The organism is Enterobacter sp. 186315 (assembly GCF_053290175.1).
The window spans coordinates 405,564-428,650 of record NZ_JBPTTK010000001.1 but is presented as its reverse complement, the minus strand read 5'-3'; the positions used below and the strand labels follow the sequence as shown (position 1 = coordinate 428,650).

The window sequence follows — 23,087 nt, the reverse complement described above, 5'->3', positions numbered from 1 at the left end:
TAGGTGTTATCTGTTTTCCAGACACTAAGCATAGTCAGAGATGTCGATGTAATTATTCCGAAAAGACGGATGGGGCGCGGAGGCGGATTCAAGCGTGTGACAAAAGACGTGAACAGAGAGAGCGGTTTTCGAATACGAGCTATGGGAAAGGGAGTTTGAAGATGCTGATTTATAGAGGGTTTTATGTATGGGGTTATGTGGAGGCTGTATTAATTGCATTTAACATAATATACATTATGCGCACCGAAGTAAGAGATGCATAAATCTTGAGGATTCGTGTTGCCCAGTTTTGCTGATAAAAAATTGAATGGCGCTGCTGATTTGACTTCGGTCCGAGGAAACCTTTTACCGGAGAATATCATTTACGATCTGAATTAAGTTACTTTCCTGGTAATGTACGTTCGCTCAGGAGCAAACGTACGAGTTGGCTCAGTCAGGCGACCTGTTCTTCTGCTAATGCTTGACGACGATGTGCGCGGTAGCGCTCTTCAAGCACGATGACTACGCCTGGATAATACTTTTCACCCTCCGCATAATTTGGATTGCCCAACTGCGGAAAAACATACGCGAAGTCAGTTTCTTTGCCGGATGCACCAACAAACTCAGGTCGCTCGTGTAGCCAGCCTTTAATCGCAGTCTCGATTTTCTTTGAGCAGACTTTCTCAGAGCCTGCCTCATTAATCGACACTTCTCTCAGAGGTATCGATGGAACGATAAAAGTCACAGCAAAACGACGGTCTGCCTCTTGGTGACTCAAGTCACCGGAGTCATCCCAGGCTTTTTTCATTGCTCGCGCAATATAAGTGGAACCATCGGAGCGAGCCCCTATGGACTGTACCGTCTGCTTCGCTTCGATTGCAAAACTCGTATCGGGAGATTGTATGTAGAGATCGCAACGTCCTGATCGCAGCGCACCGCTATCGACACCCGGCTCAAGCGTACGAAAGCGTTTATATGTCGAAAATTCTTCCAGAGCATGCCAGTCCTTCAAAGTCCATGCTGCACCCGCTAATACACTTAGTGACGCCCTTTCATTATACCACCAGGGGTTATCGCGTTGGTTAGCAGACGTATAACGCACAATTGCCTTTACCCAGGCTTTCAGGAGGATCTCAAGCTCGACATCACCGCTTTGAATGTTAATACTTTTCAGGGATTTCACTTTGCTGACGGTCTTCACCAAATTGTAAAAATGCAATGTTACCAGTCGCTTAAAATTCCACAATGGCTTACATAACAGTAACCTACTTTTATTCGGTGCAGCCCCAGGGCCGACATCTTTGCTGCCATTCCGTTAATTCTTCACAAAAACCCCTGGATCTGCACGAAGTTGCACAATAATATCTATCAGCCTACTAAAACACGCAATTTCATGCATACACCAACACATCTGGAGCTCCCTATGACACAACTGATCCTCATCGCTGGCCCGTACCGCAGCGGAACTGACGGCGTACAGGCGCGTATCGATGCAAATCTTAAAAAGCTGGAAGAGGCTGCGCTGGCGGTTTACCAGCTCGGGCACGTGCCGGTGATTGGTGAATGGCTGGCACTGCCGCTGGCGCACGCGGCGGGGTCGAAAGCGGTCGGCGATGAAATTAGCGAAGCGATGCTCTATCCGGTGGCGCATCGCCTGATTACAAAGTGCGATGCGATTTACCGGATAGCGGGCGAATCCCGGGGCGCGGATATGGATATTGAGGTGGCGAAGAAACTGGGATTAACGGTGTATACCTCTCTCGACGCAATCCCTCAGGCGTGACGCATCAGGCAACCTGTCTGGATTTCAGACAGGTTGTCACAGAATCACCGTTCATATCCGTCATTCTCGTCCCGCGTAACCTCCGCCGCTGAAACCTGCACGTTTTTTAATATCAGCCCTTCGACGCCCGATATTTTGCCGAACTCACGGGCGTCGATGCTTACAGACTCCAGCGTCAGCGCGGAAATGGGCCGTTCAGGGTAGCCTTCGATAAAGAAAGCCCGGGAAAAAACGCCGTTGTCCGAGCGCTGCGCCGTGATATTTTCCAGACGCAGCTGGCTGACCCGCGTCAGGCCCGCCTCGCCTTCAACGCCCTCCGCCAGTTTTCGCCAGTGCTCAGGATGGCTGTCCAGGTTTGAACGATCGCCGTAGCTGTATTGCGGGAACCAGTTCAGCTGGATCATCACAGGAAAACGGACGTCGACAAGGTGCAGATGACGCACCGTTATATCGCGGATAAAGCCGCCGCGATTGCGGGCTGACTTAATTCGGAAACCGACGCCCGTACCGTTAAAGCGATTATGTTCAATCAACACGCGCTCGATACCGCCCGACGTTTCGCTGCCAATCGTGATCCCGGAACCGCTGTTCAGCGTACACTCGCGGATAACGATATCCCTAGCGCTGCGGGCTTTCACCGCTGCCTTCTGACCGCGTCCCGCCTTGATGCAGATATTATCGTCATTACAGGCGACCACGCAGCGCTCCACCCTCACCTGTTCACAGGAGTCGATGTCGATCCCGTCGGTGCTCGGCCCCGCTGAATTGGCGATCGTTACGCCCTCAACCACGACCCGGCGTGAATAGCAAAGATGAAGGTTCCAGAAGCCGGACTCCCGGCTGGTAAAGTCGCGCAGCGCAATGTTGTCACTCTCGAAGACCAGAATATTGCGCGGCCGCTGGCAGTCGTAATCCACCACCCAGCGCAGCCCTCTGGCGCTGTACTCCCCCAGAAGCCCGCTCTTCTCATCATCGCCCCAGAAGCGTTGCCACCAGACGCGCCCCTGACCATCAATAGTTCCGCTGCCGGTAATGCTGACGTCGTGACAGCCAACGATGTTGATAAGCGCGGCGGGCCAACGCATATCAATGCCGGCCACGCGGGTATCTATCAGCGGGTAATCAGTAAGCTGCTGGCTGCCCAAAAGCTGCGCGCCAGCGTGAAGATGCAGGGTCACGCCGCTTTTCAGGAAAATAGCGCCGGAAAGAAAACGACCCGCCGGGATCGCTACCGTTGTGCCAGGGGCCGCTTCGGTAATCGCCCGCTGAATCGCCTGCGTGGAGAGGCGCTGAGCCGTAGGATCGGCACCAAAATCACAGATATTAAGTTGCATCATGATTCTACCTGCGTGGGGAAAATCATGAGTATAGGGAACGACTTAGGCCAAAACCTTTGTCTCACTGACAGGCGTTGGACCGGAATGGCAGTGAAGCCGTTACTGGCTATCCGTATCCGACGCCATCACCACCGAAACGCCCTTCTCCCGCACCGCTTTCATCCAGGCGGCGTCCGTGTCGGGCTCAACCACCACCGTGTTGATAAGCGACAGATCGCCAATAACAAACGACGACGCAGTGTTAATTTTTTCCGGTGACGCCAGCACGATGGTTTCTGCCGCCCTGCCTGAAAATGCACGTTTGATGCACGCTTCCTCGTAATCGCCGGTGGTTAATCCGGCATCCGGGTGGATCCCGGTTACGCCCATAAAGAAAATGTCCGCATGAATCTTATCGATCCCCTCAATGGCCGCCGCGCCGACGGTCACAATCGAGTGTTTATACAGACGCCCGCCGATCAGAATGACCTCAATAGTCGGGTGTTCAACCAGCCCCAGCGCGATGCTCGGGCTGTGCGTCACCACGGTGATGCGCAGGTTTTTAGGCAAAAAGCTCAGCAGCTCCGTGGTAGTGGTTCCGCCGTCGACAATCACCACCTGGCCGTCAGAAATCAGCTTCGCGCCTTTGCGGGCAACGCTTTTCTTTGCGTCGATTTTAAGCGATTTGCGCTCGGCAAACGGGGCAATCGCGGAGGACGACGGCAGCGCGCCACCGTGAACGCGCTGCAAACGCCCTTCTGCCGCCAGCTCGCGCAGGTCGCGGCGAATGGTGTCTTCGGAAACGTCAAACTGCACGCTAAGCTCGCGGGAGAGCACCTGCCCCTGGGCGGCGAGCTGTTCAAGGATCAATTGCTTTCGCTGACTGGTAAGCATTCTGGTTTTTCCTGAGGTTGCATGTTTTATCTTGAAAATGCACGAATATGCTGATTATGATAACAGCTCTACGCGAGGAGATAAATTGTGCAAAGCAAACAGGCAGAAATACGCATCATCGACAGCACGATCCTGTCGGATAACTGGTACAACCTGAAAAAATACACCTTCGAGCTGCAACGCCAGGACGGGGAATGGCAGCGTCAGGAGCGCGAGGTCTATGACCGGGGCAACGGCGCGACGATCCTGCTTTACAATCGCGACAAAAAAACGGTCATTCTTACCCGTCAGTTCCGCTTTCCGGTGTTTATCAACGGCCACGACGGCTATCTCATCGAATCGGCGGCGGGCCTTCTGGACAACATGGATCCCGAAAGCCGCATTAAAGCTGAAGCTGAAGAAGAGACCGGCTTTCGCGTTTCGCACGTTCAGAAGGTGTTTGAAGCCTATATGAGCCCCGGTTCGGTGACGGAGAAACTCTATTTTTACCTGGCGGAATACCAGCCTCGCGACCGGGCCGGTCTGGGCGGCGGAATAAAAGCGGAAGGCGAAGATATTGAGGTTCTGGAGATGACGCTGGACGAGGCCCTGCGCGGTATCGAAACCGGGCTAATCGTCGACGGTAAAACCATCATGCTGCTCTATCACGTTGCCCTGAAAGGGATTTTGTAAATTATCGCATCAGATACCTGCCCCGGCGCAGGTATCTGCCTGTGCTATTCTTGCTGAACAGTGATAACAGGAGATGCGCAATATGGCCGACTGGAACCCTTCGCTTTATCTGCAATACGGGGCTGAACGCACTCGCCCCGCCGCTGAACTGCTCGCCCGTATTCCCCTTGATGAAGTGACGTCTATCGCCGATCTCGGCTGCGGGCCGGGCAACAGCACGGCGTTACTCCGCCACCGCTGGCCCTCGGCTGAGATAACCGGCGTTGATAATTCCCCGGCGATGCTGGACGAGGCGCGCGCGGCGCTGCCAGACTGCCAGTTTGTAGAATCGGATATCCGAAAATACAAACCCGCGCATCCCCTGAACCTGCTGTATGCAAACGCCTCGCTGCAATGGATCCCCGACCATTATGACCTGATGCCGCATCTGGCCTCGCTGCTCGGTCTGAACGGCGTGCTGGCGATACAGATGCCGGATAACTGGCTGGAGCCGACGCACGTGGCGATGCGTGAAGTGGCGTATGAGCAAGGCTATTCCGACCGGGGCCGCGAGCCGCTGCCCGGCGTTCATGCCTATTACGATATCCTGACCGACGCGGGCTGTGAGGTGGATATCTGGCGAACGACCTATTTCCATCAGATGCGTTCGCATCAGGCCATCATCGACTGGGTGAGCGCCACGGGGCTGCGCCCGTGGTTGCAGGATCTGAACGAGAGCGAACAGAAACATTATCTGACGCGTTATCACCAGCTCCTGGAAGAGCAGTATCCGCTTCAGGAGAACGGGCAGATACTGCTGGCCTTCCCGCGACTGTTTATCGTCGCGAAGCGCGTTCCTTAAGAGCGGGCTTCTTTCAGCAACTGCTGGATAACCTGCTCCTGTTTGGCGTAATTGCCTTCGCCAAAGGAGGTGTAACGCAGCTGGCCTTTGGCATCGAAATAATAATGTGCGGGCCAGTACTGGTTTCCGAAGGTATTCCAGATTTGATAGTTGTTGTCCGCCACCACGCGGTACGGCAGTTGCCATTTAGCGACCGCCTCTTTCACCGAGGAGAGCGGTTTTTCCCACGGATATTCCGGCGTGTGTACCCCGATTACCACCAGTCCTTGAGACTGATACTGGTTGGCCCACGCGCGCACGTAAGGCAGCGTGTGCTGGCAGTTAATGCAGTCCCACGTCCAGAAATCGATCAGCACCACTTTGCCCTTAAGCGACTCCGGCGTGACAGGGTCACCGTTTATCCATCCGGTGCCGCCGCTCAGTGAGGGCAACTGGCTGCGTGTGATGGGCTGTACAACGGGCTGTAATTTGACTGGCGATGATGCGGGTCGGGATAAACTCAGCAGTGAGTTTTCCAGCTTATCGGCGATGCCGTTGGCACCTTGCAGCGCGGAGGTTAACCCCGTGGCATTGAACACCACCGCCCCTAACATCACCACGCCCGCTCCCTGACGCAGACGTTCCATCAGCGCCGACTTCGCCCGCAGCGGCGCCATGAGTTTGCCCCCTCCCAGCCCCAGTGCGCCAAGCATTACGGCGCATCCGCTTCCGTAGGCTGCCAGCAGCGCGCCGGTAGTTACCGCCGAATGCCCGGCGATGTTAATGCTAAAGATGGCTCCCAGTATGGGCCCGGCGCAGGGTGACCACAGCAGCCCGACCGCCAGCCCCGCCAGAAAGGCGGCAGGCACGCCGCGCGTTTGCACGCCGCGATTATTCAGGTGATTCCCCGCGCTGACCGCAGGCCCGGCAATACGCTGTGCAAATCGCGGGAAGATCAGCGCCAGCGCCGCTACGGCAAGAATAACCAGGGCAAGCCAGCGGCCGACCAGGGTTGCGTTGACTATCCAGTCGCTGGCGACCGTAACCAGCATCGCCACCGCCGTGAACATCACGATCATCCCCGCGAACAGCGCAACGATATGGCGGCGCTGCCCCTGAAATCCGGCGAACAGCAGCGGAATAACGGGCAGCGTACAGGGGCTAAGAAGGCTGACCATTCCGCCCAGAAAAGCGATTAACAAAAACATAATGACCTCACATGACAGAGTCTCTGCGACGTTGCAGTGAGGTCATTTCAGCGCGTGGATGTGTGCGGGAGATGTGCAAAAAGTCCGGTTTTGTGAGGCTCTGTATCTGCGCCCTGCCAGATACAAAGCCGTACAATTAATTGCGCGGCAAAGTGATTATCACCTTAAGGCCGCCTTCGGACGCGTTGACCAGTTGCAGCGTGCCCCCAAGCTGCGCCGTGAGCTGGGCGGCAATCGCCAGCCCCAGCCCGGTGCCGCCGGTGTCGCGATTACGCGAGGTCTCCACCCGGTAAAAGGGTTGCAGCACCGCGTCCAGCTCCGCATCAGGAATACCCGGCCCGTTATCGATAATGTGGATCGCAACGTGCTGCGCGTCCGGCTCGACAATCTCAACAGTCGCCCGGTCGCCAAACTTCAGTGCGTTATCCAGCAGGTTGGTCATCACGCGGCGCAGCGCCTGCGGACGCGTGGTCAGCGGCAGTCGCGTGGACAATGCCTGAAACTGCACGCTTTTACCGATGTCCTGATAATCACCCACAATGCTGTTGATCCAGGCGTTCAGCTCCAGCTTTAACGACGTCTCTTCAAGAGGTTCTGATGAACGGGCATAGGCAATCCCCTCCCGCACCAGGCGCGACATATTGTCTAAATCATTTAACAGCTTATCGCGCAGCTCAGGCTGTTCCGCCATCTCCACGCGCAGCTTCATGCGGGTGATCGGCGTCTGGAGATCGTGAGAGATAGAGGCCAGAATCTGCGTACGTTCCCGAAGATGCGTTTGAATGCGCGACTGCATGGCGTTAAAGGCGTGTGCGGCCCGGTGAACTTCAACCGGCCCCTGCTCGGGCATCGGGGTGTTCGCCGCCGGATCGAGGGAGTCGACCGCGCGGGTAAAGCGGGAAAACGGCTGCACCACCTGACGCACCGCTATCCACGAGCAGATCGCAACCAGCAGCAGTTGCAGAATAAGCACCACCGGCAGCCAGCTGGCCACGGGCGGCATTCGGGGGATCAGGTCGATGGTCAGCGGGGATCCGTCGCGCAGCTGCAAATGCGCCTGAATATGGGATATCGGCCCCGGAACGGCGGTGAACCGCAGCGGATAGTGCGGTTCAAGCGTGGCTTTCAGGGTGCGAATTGCATCTTTTGAGCGTTTATCCTGCGGGGGCGAACCCGCCTCGCCTGCGCCGAGAATATAACGATAATTGCCGCGATCGAGGCGGGAAAGCCACCCTTCGCGCTCGTTTGCCGGAAGTCGGTCGAGGATCGCCACGCTGGTGGCGACGTCGTATTCCAGATTACCCAGCATCACCGTTCGGGCGCTGCGCATTCGCTCAACCATAACCAGCGTCAGGCTGAGGGAATTCGCCAGTAACAGGCCGATAAGGACGATAATCAGCAGTCGCGCGAGCAGCGATCGCGGCCAGATCCTCATTCGTTGGCCTCAACGATGGTCACCGGCATCGTAAAGACATAGCCTTCGCTGCGCACGGTTTTGATATAGGCTGGCGTGCGGGCGTCTTCATTCAGACGCTGGCGAACGCGGCTGACCAGCAGATCGATAGAGCGTTCAAACAGCTCGGCATCGCGTCCCTGGGTCAAGTTAAGTAGCTGATCGCGCGTCAGCACCCGCTGTGGATGATCCAGAAACACGCGCAACAGCCGATACTCCGCCCCGCTTAACGCCACCACCAGGCCGTCGTTGTCGATCAGGTGGCGCGCGACGGTATCAAGCTGCCAGTCGCCGAACTCCACCCGACGCCCGGCTTCGGTCACCTGAAGATTGGGCGGCATGGTGCGAAAACGGCGCAAAATAGCTTTAATACGCGCCAGTAATTCACGGGCGACGAACGGTTTGACCACGTAATCGTCCGCCCCCATCTCCAGCCCGAGAATGCGATCGGTATCGTCGTTGCGGGCGGTGAGCATCAGGATCGGCAGATCTTTGTGCCTGCTGCTGCGCAGTTGGCGGCACAGAGTTAGCCCGTCGTCGCCGGGCATCATCACATCCAGCACCACCAGATCGACATGCTGCTTCTCAAGCACCTGACGCATCTCTTTGCCGTTCGCGGCACCCGAGGCGTGGTAGCCCGATTTCACAAGATAGTCGACAACCAACTCGCGAATATCCCTGTCGTCATCGACGACAAGGATATGATCAATATGCTCCACCGGTAGCTCCTGAAAGAGGGGTAACGTTCTGAAAATAGCACATTTCAGAGCTTATCAGCGTCGACGACGGCCTTCACGAAGTCCTGCGGGGCTTCTTGCGGCGGGTTGTGTCCGACGGTCGCGCCGAAGGTGCGGTGTTCATATTTACCGGTAAATTTCGCGGCATAGGCTTCAGGGGCCGGGTGCGGCGCGCCGTTGTTCCCGCCTTCAATGGTGATGGTCGGCACGCTGATGGTCGGCAGCGTCGCCAGTTTTTGCTCGTATCGATCGTACTGGCGTTCGCCTTTTTCCAGACCTAAACGCCAGCGGTAGTTGCTGAGCGTAACGGCGACATGGTCCGGGTTATCCAGCGATTTTGCGCTGGCGTTAAAGGTCGCATCGCTGAACCTCCAGTCAGGCGAGGCCTGGGACCAGATCAGACGGGCGAAATCGTGGGTGTTTTTCGCATACCCCTGCGCGCCGCGCTCGGTGGCAAAGTAAAACTGATACCACCACTGCTGTTCCGCTTTCGGCGGCAACGGCTGTTTGCCCAATGCCTGACTGCCGATCAGATACCCGCTGACGGAGACTAACGATTTGACGCGTTCTGGCCACAGCGCGGCGACGATATCCGCAGTACGGGCGCCCCAGTCGTACCCGGCAAAATCGGCCTGTTTAATATTCAGCGCATCCATCAGATTGACGATATCTTTCGCTAATGCCGAAGGCTGGCCGTTACGCGGGGTTTTGTCCGAGATAAAGCGCGTGGTGCCGTATCCGCGCAGAGAAGGCACGATCACCCGATACCCTTTTGCGGCAAGGGCCGGGGCTACTTCCGCGTAGCTGTGAATATCGTACGGCCAGCCGTGCAGCAGGATCACGGGTTGCCCATTTTTCGGGCCGATATCGACGTAGCCGACGTTTAGATCGCCCGCGTTGATTTGGTGGATCTGATTAAAGGCGGCGGTGAAGTCTTTGCCGGTAGCTTCCGCCTGGCAGGACATGACGCTACCAAGAGAAACGGTCAGCGCCAGGGTTGAATAAGCGAGTTTATTAAACATGTTGATATCTCCGGTTGAGTAAATTACGGGTCTATAACAACAGGTTTTTGTATTAGGGATGTTTGCGGAAAGGTCTTTTTTGCAAGCCTGTGTATGTATCTCGCGGACAGATACAGTGTGATACAAACACAGGCGATTTAACGGAGGCTGTTACAGCGAAATACGGTAGCGAACATAGTCATCGGCCTCGCCGAAGCGGTCGTAAAGCTTGCGCGCCGCGTTGTTTTGGCGGGTGACCCAGTAGAGTTTTGACCACCCTTCGCGTTTGCCTTCGTCCATCAGGGCGTCAATCAGCGCCTGCCCGATGCCCGCACCGCGCGCGTCGGCATCAACAAACAGATCTTCCAAATAGCAAATGGGTGCCGTTGACCAGGTGCCTTCATGCAACACGCACATGGCAAAACCCATTACCCGACCCTCTTTTTATGCCACCCGGCAAAACATCGATGACGACGGGCTAAGCGCCCTTTCCCAGGTTGCCGCCGTCACGGACTCCTCCAGCACGCAGTCATAAAAGTGCGTGTACCCGTCCCACAGCGGGCGCCACTGGTCATAATCCTCTTCGCGTAATGCCCTTACCGTTACCGCCATGTGTTCCTCTCTTTATAGATCTAACGTCATGTCAAAACAGCGCAGTTCCGCCCCGGCCATGCGCGACGAATGGTAATTTTCACCGAGCGTAATAAACCCGAGCTTTTGGTAAAACGACTGCGCGTTAGGCGTCGATGAAAGGGATAAACGGGTAATACCGCGCGAGCTCGCCTCTGCTTTTAAGGCATCGATAATTTGCGTCGCCAGCCCTTTTCCCGCCGCTGAGGGCAAGGTAAATATCGCTTCGATACAGTTGGTTTCAAGATCCAGATAGCCTGTCGCCGCGATAACGCCCTTCTCATCCTCAACCACGTAAAACGGGTTTTCCACCACCATCTGCCGGTAATGTTCGGGCATCTGCTCGGGCGTCCAGCGCGCAATAACGTCCTCGGGATAGCTGTTTTTGCAGCCAAAAAGGATCGCCTGATTGCGCACGTCCCAGAGTATTTCGGCCTCTTGCGGTTTTGCGTGTCTTAAGGTCATGATGGGCCCTCGAAGGTGTGATACTGATGAAAATACCAGAAGGCAAACAAAAGCATAACTGATAAAAATGGAGATCGGCCGATGACCATACCCACCTTAACCACCGAACGCTTACTGCTCCAACCGCTTACGTCCGAGGATGCCCCGCAGATCCAAAGATTATATCCTCGCTGGGAGATCGTGCGGTATATGGTGGCGACCGTGCCCTGGCCTTACCCGGAGAACGGCGCGGCGCATTACGTGAACAACGTGGCGTTGCCGGATATGGAAAAAGGTATCGCCTGGTTCTGGACGATTCGGCGGCGTGAAGCGCCTGACGAGTTGATGGGGTTAATCTGCCTGTACGACGTGGAGGATAACAACCGTGGATTCTGGCTGGCACCGGAGTGGCAAGGGCAAGGCTATATGCGTGAAGCGAGTATCGCCGCAACGGACTTTTGGTTTAACACGCTAAACAAGCCGGTGCTGCGCGCCCCAAAAGCGGCACAGAACAGCCGCTCTCAGCGTATTTCCGCGAGCAGCGGCATGAGGCTAATCAGAACCGAAAAGAAAGCCTACGTCAGCGGGCTGCTCGACTCCGAGCTGTGGGAGATCACCCGCGACGAATGGAACGCCCGTCAGGTCAGCTGATAATGCTTGTCCGGCATGATGCGTGCGGGAATGGTCTCTTCATCGTTCATCTGTAACAGGTCGCGCTCCATGGCGTTACAGATGGCGTCCAGCGGCAGGTCGTTATCTTCGGTGCCAAACGGATCTTCCAGCTCTTCCGCCAGCGTATCGAGCGAAATAAAGGTGTAGGAGATCAGCGCCGACACGAACGGTGTCATGTAGTGCAGATCCACAACCAGCGCGAACGGCAGCATGATGCAAAACAGGTAGACCGTGCGGTGCAAAATCAGCGTGTAGGCAAACGGCACGGGCGTGGTCGCAATGCGCTCGCAGCCCGACAGCACGATGGACATGTCGTTAAGACGATTATTAAGGCTGTGGAACAGAATATCGGACAGCTGCCCTTCCCGGCGTCGGACCGCGAGCCACTCGCCCATGATCAGCAGGATACGGTTGGCGGGTGACGTTGATTCAACCACTTTATGTAAATCCTGCGGTGACAAATACGACGCGAGGCGGTCTTCCAGCGGCACGCGACGCAGCGTCATGCGCAGGCAGTGGGCGAACGCGATTTGCAGACGCACAAACTCTCCCAGGTGCGGATCGTCAGGTAAGGTGTTTTTTACCTCGCGAAACAGCGAGCGTGCCGCTATCATCAGCTGTCCCCAAAGCTGGCGAGCTTCGACGTAGCGCGAATAGCAGGCGTTGTTTCTGAAACCGAGGAATATCGCGATGGCCACGCCCAGAATGCTGAACGGCGCGACGGTAAACTTGATGCCCAGCGAGGTATACCACGGCAGCATCAGGATTACGGCGATAGAAAGCAGGAAGTTAAGCAGCAGTCGGGTATAAATCTTTGGAAGAACCGAGCCGTGCCAGACGAAAATCAGTTGTAACCAGTGCTGTTGAGGACGAACGATCATAGTCAGTATCAGAAAGGGAAAGAGCGCGGTTATTAAACGTGATCCCTCTCACAGTTGCAAGCTTGTTAACAGAACATTGCCCTTTATGACCTGTTAAGCCTAAACCGCACGGTGCTGAACCTGTTTTTTAAAACAACGGCACATAGTATGTTGTAACTAATTAAGGTGTAAAAAACAGAGGAGAGCCTTGCGGCTTCTCCCCTTAGCGAGTTAGCAGAGCGGTTTTACCGCGTCGCGCATCCCTTTTTGCAGAATCGCATCGAGGTCTGCCGCAACCTGTTCTACCAATCCGTTCACCCGAGTAAGATCTTGCTCCCAGTGCTCGCTGACGCTCAGTACAGAACGCACTAAATCCTGGGTACTGATTTGCTTGTCGTGATGCTGCGTCCACAGCTGCTGGTAGCGCTCAAGCCAGTGCGCGTCGTCCTGAACCGGATAGCTTTCACCGTTACGTTCGGCGCGGTAGAACGCAATCAGCGCCGCCAGCGCGAAGGTCAGGCGCGCGGGCAGTTTACCGGTCGCCTTCTGCCCTGCCAGCAGCTGCGGAAGAATACGCGTGCGGAATTTGGTCATGCCGTTCAACGCTATCGACAGCAGCTGGTGCTTGATGTACGGGTTGCGGAAACGCCCGGTCACCGCGCTGGCAAAGGATTCAAGCTCGTCGCGCGGTAAATCGAGAACCGGGATAATCTCCTCGTAAATCGCCTTTTCAACGAACGCGCACACCTCGGTATCGTTCATGGCTTCACCAACGGTATCCAGCCCTGCCTGGTACGCCACCGGCACCAGCGCCGTGTGGGCACCGTTCAGAATTGCCACTTTACGCTCTTTGTACGGCTTGATGTCGTCGACGATCAGCACGTTGAGCGGGAGTTTATCCAGGCGCAGCTCGCTGGCGAGGGATTTAGGTCCCTGAATAACAAACAGGTAGAAGTGTTCAGCGGTATCGAGGAAGCCGTCGTGATAGCCCAGCTCCGTTTCCAGGGCCGCCACTTCATCACGCGGATAGCCGGTGACGATGCGGTCGACCAGCGTAGAGCAGAAGCTGTTGGCCTCGTTCAGCCACTGGGTAAAGGCCGCCGGAAGCGCCCACTCCTGCGCGTAGCGCAAGACCAGCTCGCGCAGCGCATCGCCGTTATAATCAATCAGTTCGCACGGAATGATGATCCAGCCCTTATCCGCCGCGCCATTAAAGTGGGTGAAACGCTCGAACAGCAGACGAGTCAGCTTCGCCGGGTAGCTCACCGCAGGCGCGTCGTCGAATTTGTCGCCCGCATGGTAGCTGATGCCTGCTTCGGTGGTGTTCGAGAAAACAAAACGCATCTCCGGGTTATGCGCCAGCTTCAGAAATTCGTCGTACTGGTCATAGACGCTGATTTCGCGGTTAACCGAGCGGATTAAACGCGCGTCGCTCACTGCTTCACCCTGCTCGTTCAGGCCGCGAATGATGGTGGTGTAAAGACCGTCCTGCGTGCTCAGCGACGGTGGGAAATCGCTCTTGATAGGACGAACAATCACCACGCCGGAATTGAGATCGGTATGTTCGTTCAGCAGGTCAATCTGCCAGTCCACGAACGCACGTAAAAAGTTGCCTTCACCAAACTGAATGATACGTTCTGGATAGAGAGCACCGGGGAAATCACGACGGTTGAGTGTGTTCACATTGGAGTCCTTTTTTGATTAGTCATACAGCCTGATAAGATTGGTGTAATAACTTACCAAAACTTTTCGACCAGGACCCCTGTTTTGATCAATTCATAACGTCATTGTGAAAAAAAATCACAAGAATTTATAGAACACCGAGGTGGCCGTTAACGCGCCGTCAGGCATAAGGGCGTAGCGCGGGATCTCCCCGGCTTTTTGCCAGCCCGCGCGCTGATAAAACATCTCCGCGCCGCTGCCGGTCGCGGTATCCAGAACCAGCACCGATTTGCCCTGTTTCCGGGCTTCCCCCTCCAGCGCTTCCATCAGCGCCATCGCTGCGCCTTTGCGCCGCGCTTTTTCATGCACCAGAAGCTTGGCGACGTCCGCACGGTGCGGCTGATTTTCCGGCTGGTCGGTGATGAGCTGTACCGTACCGATAAGTTCGCCCTGCTCGTCGGCGCAGGCCAGCACGGTACGCTCCTGGCGCCCCACGCTATCGGCGACGCTGAGCCAGAACGCACGGGCTTTTTCATGGCTGAAAGGAAGCATAAAGCTGACGGACGCGCCGCCGTTTACGCAGTTTTCGAGGATGTCGGAAAGCGCGTCAACGTGCGTCAGAATCGCTTCCCGGGAGAGAGTTTGCAGATGAAGTGAGGTTGTCATGGGATGTCCTTGTATAGAGTACCCTCACTTTGCATTTAACAATTATTTAACGCAATCACCGGGGTGATAGGATTTTACTATGTCAGCGTGCCAGGCCGTGCTGGCGCTTCATGTCATACATCCTCTCATCGGCCTCTTTCAGCCACTGCTGCTGGTCATTGCTGGCGTGATCGAACTCGCTGACGCCCCAGGAGAAGGCCAGCGACCAGGGATGAAGGCTGCGCGCGTTATACGCCGCGACCTGCTCCGCCAGATACTGCATGGCAATCCACGCGCCCTGCTCGTCCGTGTCGGCGAACAGCACCGCAAACTCATCCCCGCCGAAACGCACCAGCAGGTCCGCCTCGCGGAACGAACCGCGCATCAGGTCCGCCATCGTTTTAAGAGCCTTATCGCCCTCTTCATGGCCGAACCGGTCGTTTATCTGCTTAAACTTGTCGAGATCGATCCAGCCAAGCGTCAGCGGCTCGGCCCGGCGGCGAGCAACGGAAAGCGCAAAGTTCACAAACTGGTTAAACCCGCGACGGTTAAAGAGGCCCGTCAGATCGTCGGTGGTGGCGGCGCTGACGGCGGCAAATTCATCCTCCACCAGCGCACCGAGATCGGCTAATACCGCCAGATCCGCTTCTGAAAACTCGCGCGGGGCATAATCGATAAGACACAGCGAACCCACGCTCGCGCCGTCGCGTAAACGCAGCGGCATGCCGGCATAAAAACGGATGCCCTTCTGCCCGATAACCAGCGGGTTATCAACAAAACGCGCGTCCTGACGGGTATCGGAAATCACCAGCGGCGTGGACTGCAAAATGGTGTGGCCGCAGAACGAGATATTGCGCGGGTAAGTTGGGCTGGCCTCACCGTCAATCGATTTAGCGAAAAGCTCATGCTCGTCCAGCACGTTGACCATCACCAGCGGCACCTTAAAAAAACGTTTTGCCAGGCGGGTCAGCCGGTCAAACGCCGCGGAACCGTCGATGTCGAGCAAACCGGACTCTCGCAGAGAATTCAGGCGTTCCAGTTCGTTTGCAGGGAATTCAGGTGCTTTCATGCTGTCTCCTGACGCGGGGTTTCTTAAAAGCGTAGCCTAAACAGAGACATTGTCAGTGTGCGAAGATCCTGTTCTTGCCCTCTCGCTTAGCCCGGTAAAGCGCGTTATCCGCCGCCTGTAGCCAGTCGGTGACGTTTTCCATCTCGCGGGTGGCGCAGGCAATCCCGATACTGAGCGTACAGTGAACGGCCTCTTGGGCCACATCTTTCATCACCGCCGTGGCGTCCATTATGCGGGTGGCGACGATGTGGGCCTCGTCGAGCGTGGTTTCGGGAAGCAGGATCACAAACTCGTCGCCGCCAAGCCGCGCGGGGGTATCGGTCGGCCGCGTCGCAAGATGCAGGATTTGCGACACGGTTGCCAGCATCGCATCCCCCACCTTGTGCCCGAACCGATCGTTTACCTCTTTAAAATTATCGATATCGATAAACATCAGCGCCGATTCACGACGCGAGAGGCGCAGCTTTTTCAGTTCATGATCGATACGCTTTTCCAGCAGACGCCGGTTAGCAATATCCAGCAGCGGATCCATCATCGCAATACGTTCAAGCTCGCGACTTTTGACCCGCAGGCGAAGCGCAATGCTGTCGGTCAACACGCTCAGGGCGATGATATAAATCGCCACCAGCGGCAGCGTGGCAAACATGGTGCGCTGGGAGACAAACAGATCCACCGCCATCCCCTGCGTCAGCCAGGTGGCGAGAAACACCACCAGCATGGTGATGGCCGCCTTTCTCATCAGGACAACGCCGCCTGCCGCCAGCCGGTCGGCAAGCAGGATCGCGGCGATCGTCACCGACGGCAGCGGGCTGGCCGCCATCATCGCTATCCAGAAGCCCCCGGCCCCGGCGTCAATCACCAGATTTCGATGCTCTGTCGCCAGCGGTATGGCGGAGCTGCGCGCCCGAAGCCAGGCAAAGGTAGGCCAGACAAAGGCGTTCACCGCCAGCAAAACCATCAGCCAGACGGAACGCTGATGTTCAATCAGAACGGAGAGAATGGGAATAAAGCAGAGAAACGTACCCAGAATACGCATCAGGTACATACGTTTGACGAACCGACTTCCTGGTAAGCGAGCCTGTTTACTGAGTGAGTCAGTTCCGTTCATGCTAAGATTTTTCCGAAATGTTTCTTGCGGTATCTTATTGAGCTTAAAAATGTGTAGCAAGCAATTTATTAACGAAACCATCACATTGAGGGTGCATTCTTCCTTGAGTGGTTACGCTTACACCTGTTAAGCCCTGCGTTCGGGTTCTGCCACCAGTAAATCGTCTGCCAGACGGGCCGTCGTACGATTTCGACCTGCTTTTTTCGAACGATACAGATAGTCGTCGGCTTCGGCCATCAGCCTGTTAAAGACCTCGGTCAACTGCCTGGATTCTGCCTTACCGCTTCCCAGACCAATACTGACCGTCAGGAACAGGGTTCGATCGCGCCAGACGAACGGGTGGCTGGCGATCGACGTACGGATCCGCTCAGCAAGCTCAAAGCCCTGATGCGAATCGCCGGCGTTAACCACTACGGCAAACTCCTCCCCGCCCATGCGCGCAACCAGTCCGTCTTCGCCAACCACGTTTCGCACCTGTTGAGCAAAGGTGGCGAGAACTTTGTCGCCACACTCGTGACCGTAGTTATCGTTAATGCTTTTGAAGTAGTCGATATCCAGCAGCATCACCGTCAGGAAGCGGGAGTGACGATGCCCCTCTTCCTGCTTAAGCGCCTCGTACAGCCCGGAACGGGAGTAGACGTGGGTCAGGAAGTCGAAATCGGCACGCAGGGAGACCTGCTTGATCAGGGAGTTGATCGCCGCGACGCTCACGGAGACCATCACCGGACAAATCGCCATCGTGGCGATCCCCAGACGCGCGGAGAACATCATCGGCGTGGAAAGGGGTGCGGCAACGGCAATATTAATAATGGAGTTCGCCACCAGAACAATTTCCACCGCCCCGGTGACAAAGGTCAGCAGACAGGTGGCGGGCAGCGAATAGCGCACGGCACACCAGATCAGCGCAGGCAGCGGGAAGGCAAGGCTCCCGGCTCCGCCAATCACCACCGATGCCCCGACGGACACGATCAGCGCCAGCACCGGCAGCATCTTGTCGAGGCGCAGACGCTCCAGGGTTTCGTTACCGGGCATTTTGACCGTCAACATGCACGGCACAATCAGCACCCCGGTAGAGAACTGTTCGCTAAACCAGTCGGCAAACAGCGGCCAGAAGGTCTGACTGTCAATGCCCACCGAGCCAAACGCCCCCAGCAGCGCACACAGCACGGCGGCCACCAGGCAGTAGTTGAACAGCCGCAGCGCGTTGATGGGATCCGGTCTGCCCTTCAGGAGCCGTTTATCACGCACCACCAGCAGCGCCACGGTGACGATAAAGACCATATTCGACAGGTTGATGACCAGCGAGGCCACGCCCCAGCTGGTTGTCACCGCATCGTAAAGCAGCATCGCCACATAAGACACCGCGTAGTAGCGCAGGCGGTTAAGATACGCATAACGTGCAAACACCCCCGCCATCACGCCATTCAGCGGCCAGAAGAGAGATAAGGCTTCCACCAACCGCAGTTCCGCACCAATAAAATAAAACAGGGTGGTGAGAATAAAGATCCCCAGCGCGTTACGCAGGGGATTTTCTGGCTGGAAAATCGTGAACGATGAGAGAGCAGCAGGCATTAAATATCAATCCATATAATCGCTTATCGCAATTATTTGCGGGTGTCAGCATGTACCGGAATATCAGCCATGCATCTATAACACAAATACAGCAGGATAATAATCCGTCAATTCTGGCCGTTCATCTGCAACACCAGCCAGTGATGTATCACGCTGACGATATAATTTTGCTGCCTGTCATCCAGTGTTACACCTTGCGGGATATTGTGCCACTTCGCCAGACATCCCCGACAGCAGGTCGCCGTGGCGTGCTGGGCGATAAATACCGGATGGCCGCGCATGGGCGTCTGCTTCCCGTCGTTGACCGGGTGCGCGGGCGTGAGTCGCCTGGCAATGAAATCGGCGGCGTGCTGGTCAATGGTTTCGGCCCCTTTATCCCAGCAGTACTGCCGCTCTTTTGGGCCTAAACGAAAGCGCGAGCGGAAGGTTGAACGCGCCAGGCGAGAAAATAACGGATCGAGCGAAGACATCAGTAGACCGAGCGTCCAAGTCGTTGGGTAAGCCGCTCGAGCGCCGCCACACCCGCCAGTGAATTCCCGGTCTCGTCCAGCTCCGGGCTCCAGACGGCAATCGCCATCTCGTGCGGCACAATGGCAACCACCCCGCCGCCGACGCCGGATTTTGCCGGCAGACCCACGCGCCAGGCGAACTCCCCGGCATTTTGATACATCCCGCTGGTTGCCATCAGGGCGTTAATCTGCCGCGCCTGCATCGGGGACACCACCTCTTCCGACAGGTGCGGCGCAACGCCCTGGTGCGCGAGGAACAAAAAGGTCTGCGCCAGCTCGACGCAGCTCATTTTCAGCGCGCAGTAGTGGAAATAATTTTGCAGCACGGTGGCAACGTCGTTATGGAAATTTCCAAAGGATTTCATCAGCCAGGCGATCGCCGCGTTGCGCGCCGAGTGCTCGAACTCCGAGCGGGCGACAACCGGATCGTAGGCGATGTCCTGCACGCCGCTAAGCTGACGCACAATTTCCAGCATCCGCTGACGCGGCGCGCTCAGGCGGCTTTGCAGCATATCGCACACCACCAGCGCCCCGGCGTTGATAAAGGGGTTACGCGGTTTACCCTGTTCAATCTCAAGCTGAAGCAGCGAGTTAAACGGCTGGCCGGAGGGATCTTTACCCACGCGCTGCCAGATCTCCTGCTCCTCGTACTGACGCATAGCGGCCACCAGGCTCAGCACCTTGGAGATGGACTGAATCGAGAAGCGCTCGCCCGCGTCCCCGGCCTGAAAGCGCTGCCCGTCTACCGTGCAAATCGCGATACCAAGCTTGTTACCGCTTACCGACGCCAGCGCCGGAATGTAGTCGGCAACCTTCCCCTGTCCCAGTAATGGACGTACCTGCGCCAGAATCTCGTCCAGCATCTCATTATGGATGACCGCAGCCACACTTTGCTCCTTGCCCTCAGGCTAAAACGGGCTGCGAGTATAACAGAGGCTTATGTATCACGTCAGGCGGGAAGACGAAATCGGGACACGGCCTGAAGCAGCAGATCGGACTCCTGATGCAGCCGCTCCGAGGCCTGCGACGCGCCGGACACCAGCGCATCCGTCTGCCGCGACACCTGGTTCAGGGCGTGAAGCTGACGGGTCATCAGATGAATGCTCTCCCCCTGGCTCAGGGTGGCAACTGAGATATCATTCAGCAGGCTGCTCAGCGTGCCCACCAGTCCGGTAACCTGCTGCAAATTATCCTCTAAACGATTCACCGCTCTGGAGCCCTCGTCAATCCCCTGCAACGAGTGATTAATCAGCTGCTGAATGGTTTGCGTCGAGTGGCTGCTTTTACGGGCGAGTAACCCCACTTCCCGGGCCACCACAGCAAAACCGCGCCCCTGATTACCCGCATGGGCCGCTTCGATGGCCGCGTTGAGCGCCAGAATGTTGGTCTGGAACGCCACGTTGTCGATCATGGATACGATCCCGCGCATTTCGGACGATCGCTCGACGATCGCCTGCATCGAGGCGTTCACGGTAGACATCATCTGGTCGCCCCCCTCCGCCGCCTGCCGCGCTTCGTCCGCCCGCGAGCGGGCAAGCGTCGCATACCCGGTGTTGCCCTCAACGTGCGTTTCCAGCGTGGCGATATGGGCGGTGACGTCCTCAAGCTCTTTCGCCTGGCGAATCGACTGCTGATACAGCCTTTGATTCCCCTGCGCCAGTGCGCCAATGTTCTCAACCATCGAGGCGGTGGCGTCGTGAACCTGCGACACCAGCTGCTGCAACCCGCCCTGCATGGTTGAAATGCTGTCGCCAAGCTGGTTAATTTCCCGGTTAAAGCGCTTCACGCCCGGCGGTGGGGCTGAGAGATCCCCTGCCGCCAGCCTGTCGATATGCCCAATCAGCCGACGCAGCGGGGCGATCACCCACTTCACCATGCCAAACCAGACCAGCACGGCAATCGCCAGCAGCACCAGCGGCGCAAACAGGAACAGGGTTTGCAGCCCCGACAGGCGCTCCATCAACGACTGTCTCCCCTCTACGGCCTGCTGCTCGCTCGTCTGCTGATAGCGGGCATAGTTATCGTTGAAGTCGGTCTGAAACGCCTGGGCGGGTACGGCAAAGAAGCTGTCGATGGAGTGGGTTTTCACCAGACCTTCCGTCTGCTCCTTAATGGCGCCGAAGAAAAGCTGGTAGCTGTTGACCAGCGCCTCGTCCTTCGGCGGGTTTAGCGCAAGCCAGGCGTTCCATGCCTGCTGAGAGGCCGCCAGCGCCTGCTGCGCTTCATCCATCAGGCTGTGCCAGCTGCCTTCGGAGCCGGTCTCTTTATCCTGCATAAACCAGACGCCCGCGCGGTTAAGCAGATCGCTTGCCGCCAGCAGCGAAACGCGAGCCTGATCCAGCTTCCCCTGCTGCTGATAGGCCAGCTGATTATGGCGTTCGTTATGCTGTGCTTCCCGCAGGGAGGCGGTCAGCAGAAATGACGAGGAGAGCTGTAGCGCGGAGAACAGCCCGATAATACAAAAAATCCCCGCCAGCAGGCCAAACTGACGGGGCATGATGCGCTGCGCAATACGGCGAAAAATTTGCGTTAGGTTCATAATTTTCTTCTGTAAACAATGCGTTAGACGCGAGCGAGTCTACGAAACGAAAATGACAGAACCATTGCAATATCATGACAGCGCCAGGCGCGAACTACAGGCGATCCTTCCATACCGTCTGCACGTTACAGAACTCGTGCAAACCAAAGTGGGAAAGCTCACGGCCAAAACCGCTCTTCTTCACGCCGCCGAACGCCACGCGGGCATCGCTGGCGCTGTAGCCGTTGATAAACACCCCGCCGCACTCCAGATCGCGGGAGAACATCGCCGCCCTGGCTTCGCTTGCGGTAAAGACCGTTGCCGACAGGCCAAAATCGCTGTCGTTCGCCAGATGCAGCGCGTGGTCGGCATCCTTCGCCACGGTAATCGCCGCGACCGGGCCAAACAGCTCCTGACGAAACGCGGTCATCTCCGGGGTGACATTGCCCAGCACCGTCGGCGCGTAGTAGTTGCCCTCCCCGGCAAGCTTCTCGCCGCCCAGCAGCAGCGTCGCCCCTTCGGCCAGGGTCGCCTGCACCTGCTGATGCAGCTCGTCGCGCAGGTCAAAACGCGCCATCGGGCCGATATAGGTCTCTTCACTCTCCGGTGCGCCCATCTTCAGCGCTGCCGTCGCCTCGACAAAGCGTTGCGTAAAGCGCTCTGCGATCCCCTCTTCAACGATAAAGCGCTTCGCGGCGGCGCAGACCTGCCCGGTATTCTGATAGCGCCCGGCGACGGCGGCTTTCACGGCCAGATCCAGGTCGGCATCATTGAGCACGATAAAGGGATCGGAACCCCCAAGCTCCAGCACGCATTTTTTCAGCGCCGCCCCCGCCTGGGCACCAATCGCCGCCCCGGCGCGCACGCTGCCGGTGACGGTAATCGCCGCGATACGACGATCGTTAATCGCCTGGCTCACGCCCTCGTTGGTGGCATTGACCCAGCCAAACACCCCCTGCGGGAAGCGCGCGTCGGCAAAGATCTGCGCAATCAGCGACGCCGAGCCGAGGACGTTCGGCGCGTGTTTCAGCAGGTAACTGTTACCGGCGAGCAAAATCGGTACCGCGCCGCGCAGTACCTGCCACAGCGGGAAGTTCCACGGCATTACCGCAAGGATAGGCCCAAGCGGACGGTATTCAATCACCGCATTGTTATTCTCGACCTGGGTTGGCTCGGCGTTGAGCATTGACGGGCCGTGTTCGGCATACCAGTCGCACAGGTGAGCGGATTTAGCCACTTCGCCCCGCGCCTGGGCAATCGGCTTGCCCATCTCGCGGGACATCATCTGCGCCATCTCTTCCGCGCGATGGCGCAGCGCCGCGCCCAGATCGCGCAGCTTTTGCGCCCGGAATTCAACGCTCTCTTTGCGCCACGCGCGATACCCGGCATCGGCCTGGGCAATGGCGCGATCGACGTCGCCAGCGGTTGCCCACGGGTAGGCGTTAAGGGTTTCCCCGGTAGCGGGATTGACGGACAGGGCATGTGTTGCAGGTGAGTAAGTCATGATGTTCTCCATGCGGTAACGGTTGATTCAT

General features: G+C 57.0%; 22 protein-coding genes and 1 pseudogene. 4 read left to right on the top strand and 19 right to left on the bottom strand.

What is annotated here, in order from left to right; all coding sequences use genetic code 11:
- Positions 1–433: 433 nt before the first annotated feature.
- Complete coding sequence (locus tag ACSVHP_RS02085) at positions 434–1,162, bottom strand: hypothetical protein (RefSeq protein ID WP_447550823.1); 729 nt, start codon at positions 1,160–1,162, stop codon at positions 434–436.
- Positions 1,163–1,402: 240 nt separating this feature from the next.
- Here ACSVHP_RS02085 and ACSVHP_RS02080 point away from each other — a divergent pair, with 240 nt between their 5' ends.
- Positions 1,403–1,762, top strand: coding sequence for a DUF4406 domain-containing protein (locus ACSVHP_RS02080; protein ID WP_447550822.1), 360 nt, complete (start codon positions 1,403–1,405; stop codon positions 1,760–1,762).
- Positions 1,763–1,806: 44 nt separating this feature from the next.
- Here the strand turns inward: ACSVHP_RS02080 and ACSVHP_RS02075 are convergent, their stop codons facing one another.
- Positions 1,807–3,099 (bottom strand): glycoside hydrolase family 28 protein, encoded by a 1,293-nt coding sequence (locus ACSVHP_RS02075; protein WP_447550821.1) that lies wholly within the window; start codon positions 3,097–3,099, stop codon positions 1,807–1,809.
- 99 nt (positions 3,100–3,198) lie between these two features.
- Positions 3,199–3,972, bottom strand: a complete 774-nt coding sequence (locus tag ACSVHP_RS02070; protein WP_417313568.1) for a DeoR/GlpR family DNA-binding transcription regulator — start codon at positions 3,970–3,972, stop codon at positions 3,199–3,201.
- Between the two features lie 87 nt (positions 3,973–4,059).
- On the opposite strand from ACSVHP_RS02070, the gene ACSVHP_RS02065 reads away from it, so the two are divergent.
- Together ACSVHP_RS02065 and tam are read left to right on the top strand one after the other, a co-directional pair.
- Positions 4,060–4,644 carry a GDP-mannose pyrophosphatase gene (locus tag ACSVHP_RS02065; protein WP_447550820.1) on the top strand — a complete coding sequence of 195 codons (585 nt, stop codon included), beginning with the start codon at positions 4,060–4,062 and terminating at the stop codon, positions 4,642–4,644.
- A gap of 82 nt (positions 4,645–4,726) precedes the next feature.
- Positions 4,727–5,485 carry a trans-aconitate 2-methyltransferase gene (tam, locus tag ACSVHP_RS02060; RefSeq protein ID WP_447550819.1) on the top strand — a complete coding sequence of 253 codons (759 nt, stop codon included), beginning with the start codon at positions 4,727–4,729 and terminating at the stop codon, positions 5,483–5,485.
- On the opposite strand, the gene ACSVHP_RS02055 is transcribed toward tam, so the two are convergent.
- The 6 genes and pseudogenes from ACSVHP_RS02055 to ACSVHP_RS02030 form a co-directional block, all read right to left on the bottom strand.
- Entirely contained in the window at positions 5,482–6,672 is a 1,191-nt protein-coding gene (locus ACSVHP_RS02055) for a cytochrome c biogenesis protein/redoxin (RefSeq protein ID WP_447550818.1), read from the bottom strand. The genes tam and ACSVHP_RS02055 overlap by 4 nt on opposite strands.
- Positions 6,673–6,808: 136 nt before the next feature.
- Positions 6,809–8,107: a sensor histidine kinase gene (locus ACSVHP_RS02050; RefSeq protein WP_447550817.1), complete on the bottom strand. Its 1,299-nt coding sequence runs from the start codon at positions 8,105–8,107 to the stop codon at positions 6,809–6,811.
- A complete protein-coding gene (locus ACSVHP_RS02045) occupies positions 8,104–8,844 on the bottom strand; it encodes a response regulator (protein WP_447550816.1) in 741 nt (246 codons plus the stop codon). The genes ACSVHP_RS02050 and ACSVHP_RS02045 overlap by 4 nt, the downstream gene beginning before the upstream one ends.
- A gap of 44 nt (positions 8,845–8,888) precedes the next feature.
- Entirely contained in the window at positions 8,889–9,884 is a 996-nt protein-coding gene (locus ACSVHP_RS02040) for an alpha/beta fold hydrolase (protein ID WP_447550815.1), read from the bottom strand.
- 150 nt (positions 9,885–10,034) lie between these two features.
- Positions 10,035–10,475 (bottom strand): annotated as a pseudogene (locus tag ACSVHP_RS02035) (N-acetyltransferase family protein).
- 12 nt (positions 10,476–10,487) lie between these two features.
- Positions 10,488–10,958, bottom strand: coding sequence for an N-acetyltransferase family protein (locus ACSVHP_RS02030; RefSeq protein ID WP_447550814.1), 471 nt, complete (start codon positions 10,956–10,958; stop codon positions 10,488–10,490).
- A gap of 81 nt (positions 10,959–11,039) precedes the next feature.
- Between ACSVHP_RS02030 and ACSVHP_RS02025 the strand changes: the two genes are divergently transcribed.
- Entirely contained in the window at positions 11,040–11,588 is a 549-nt protein-coding gene (locus tag ACSVHP_RS02025) for a GNAT family N-acetyltransferase (RefSeq protein WP_447550813.1), read from the top strand.
- Here ACSVHP_RS02025 and ACSVHP_RS02020 read toward each other — a convergent pair.
- The 10 genes from ACSVHP_RS02020 to sad form a co-directional block, all read right to left on the bottom strand.
- Positions 11,576–12,490, bottom strand: coding sequence for a bestrophin family protein (locus tag ACSVHP_RS02020; protein WP_447550812.1), 915 nt, complete (start codon positions 12,488–12,490; stop codon positions 11,576–11,578). The genes ACSVHP_RS02025 and ACSVHP_RS02020 overlap by 13 nt on opposite strands.
- A gap of 210 nt (positions 12,491–12,700) precedes the next feature.
- The gene (locus ACSVHP_RS02015; RefSeq protein WP_447550811.1) at positions 12,701–14,152 is read right to left on the bottom strand and encodes a tagaturonate reductase; all 1,452 of its coding nucleotides are present in this window, start codon (positions 14,150–14,152) and stop codon (positions 12,701–12,703) included.
- A gap of 117 nt (positions 14,153–14,269) precedes the next feature.
- Positions 14,270–14,797 carry an N-acetyltransferase family protein gene (locus tag ACSVHP_RS02010; RefSeq protein ID WP_447550810.1) on the bottom strand — a complete coding sequence of 176 codons (528 nt, stop codon included), beginning with the start codon at positions 14,795–14,797 and terminating at the stop codon, positions 14,270–14,272.
- Between the two features lie 82 nt (positions 14,798–14,879).
- Positions 14,880–15,845, bottom strand: a complete 966-nt coding sequence (locus ACSVHP_RS02005) for a sensor domain-containing diguanylate cyclase (RefSeq protein ID WP_447550809.1) — start codon at positions 15,843–15,845, stop codon at positions 14,880–14,882.
- Between the two features lie 52 nt (positions 15,846–15,897).
- A complete protein-coding gene (locus ACSVHP_RS02000) occupies positions 15,898–16,890 on the bottom strand; it encodes a diguanylate cyclase (protein WP_447550869.1) in 993 nt (330 codons plus the stop codon).
- A 189-nt stretch (positions 16,891–17,079) separates the two neighbouring features.
- Positions 17,080–18,525 carry a diguanylate cyclase gene (locus tag ACSVHP_RS01995; RefSeq protein WP_447550808.1) on the bottom strand — a complete coding sequence of 482 codons (1,446 nt, stop codon included), beginning with the start codon at positions 18,523–18,525 and terminating at the stop codon, positions 17,080–17,082.
- 107 nt (positions 18,526–18,632) lie between these two features.
- Positions 18,633–18,995: a DUF4186 domain-containing protein gene (locus tag ACSVHP_RS01990; protein WP_447550807.1), complete on the bottom strand. Its 363-nt coding sequence runs from the start codon at positions 18,993–18,995 to the stop codon at positions 18,633–18,635.
- Positions 18,995–19,921, bottom strand: coding sequence for a glutaminase B (glsB, locus tag ACSVHP_RS01985; protein ID WP_447550806.1), 927 nt, complete (start codon positions 19,919–19,921; stop codon positions 18,995–18,997). The genes ACSVHP_RS01990 and glsB overlap by 1 nt, the downstream gene beginning before the upstream one ends.
- Before the next feature lie 62 nt (positions 19,922–19,983).
- On the bottom strand, positions 19,984–21,573 hold the full coding sequence (locus tag ACSVHP_RS01980) for a methyl-accepting chemotaxis protein (RefSeq protein WP_447550805.1): 1,590 nt from the start codon (positions 21,571–21,573) through the stop codon (positions 19,984–19,986).
- Between the two features lie 94 nt (positions 21,574–21,667).
- Positions 21,668–23,056 (bottom strand): succinate-semialdehyde dehydrogenase, encoded by a 1,389-nt coding sequence (sad, locus tag ACSVHP_RS01975; protein WP_447550804.1) that lies wholly within the window; start codon positions 23,054–23,056, stop codon positions 21,668–21,670.
- Positions 23,057–23,087: the final 31 nt, after the last annotated feature.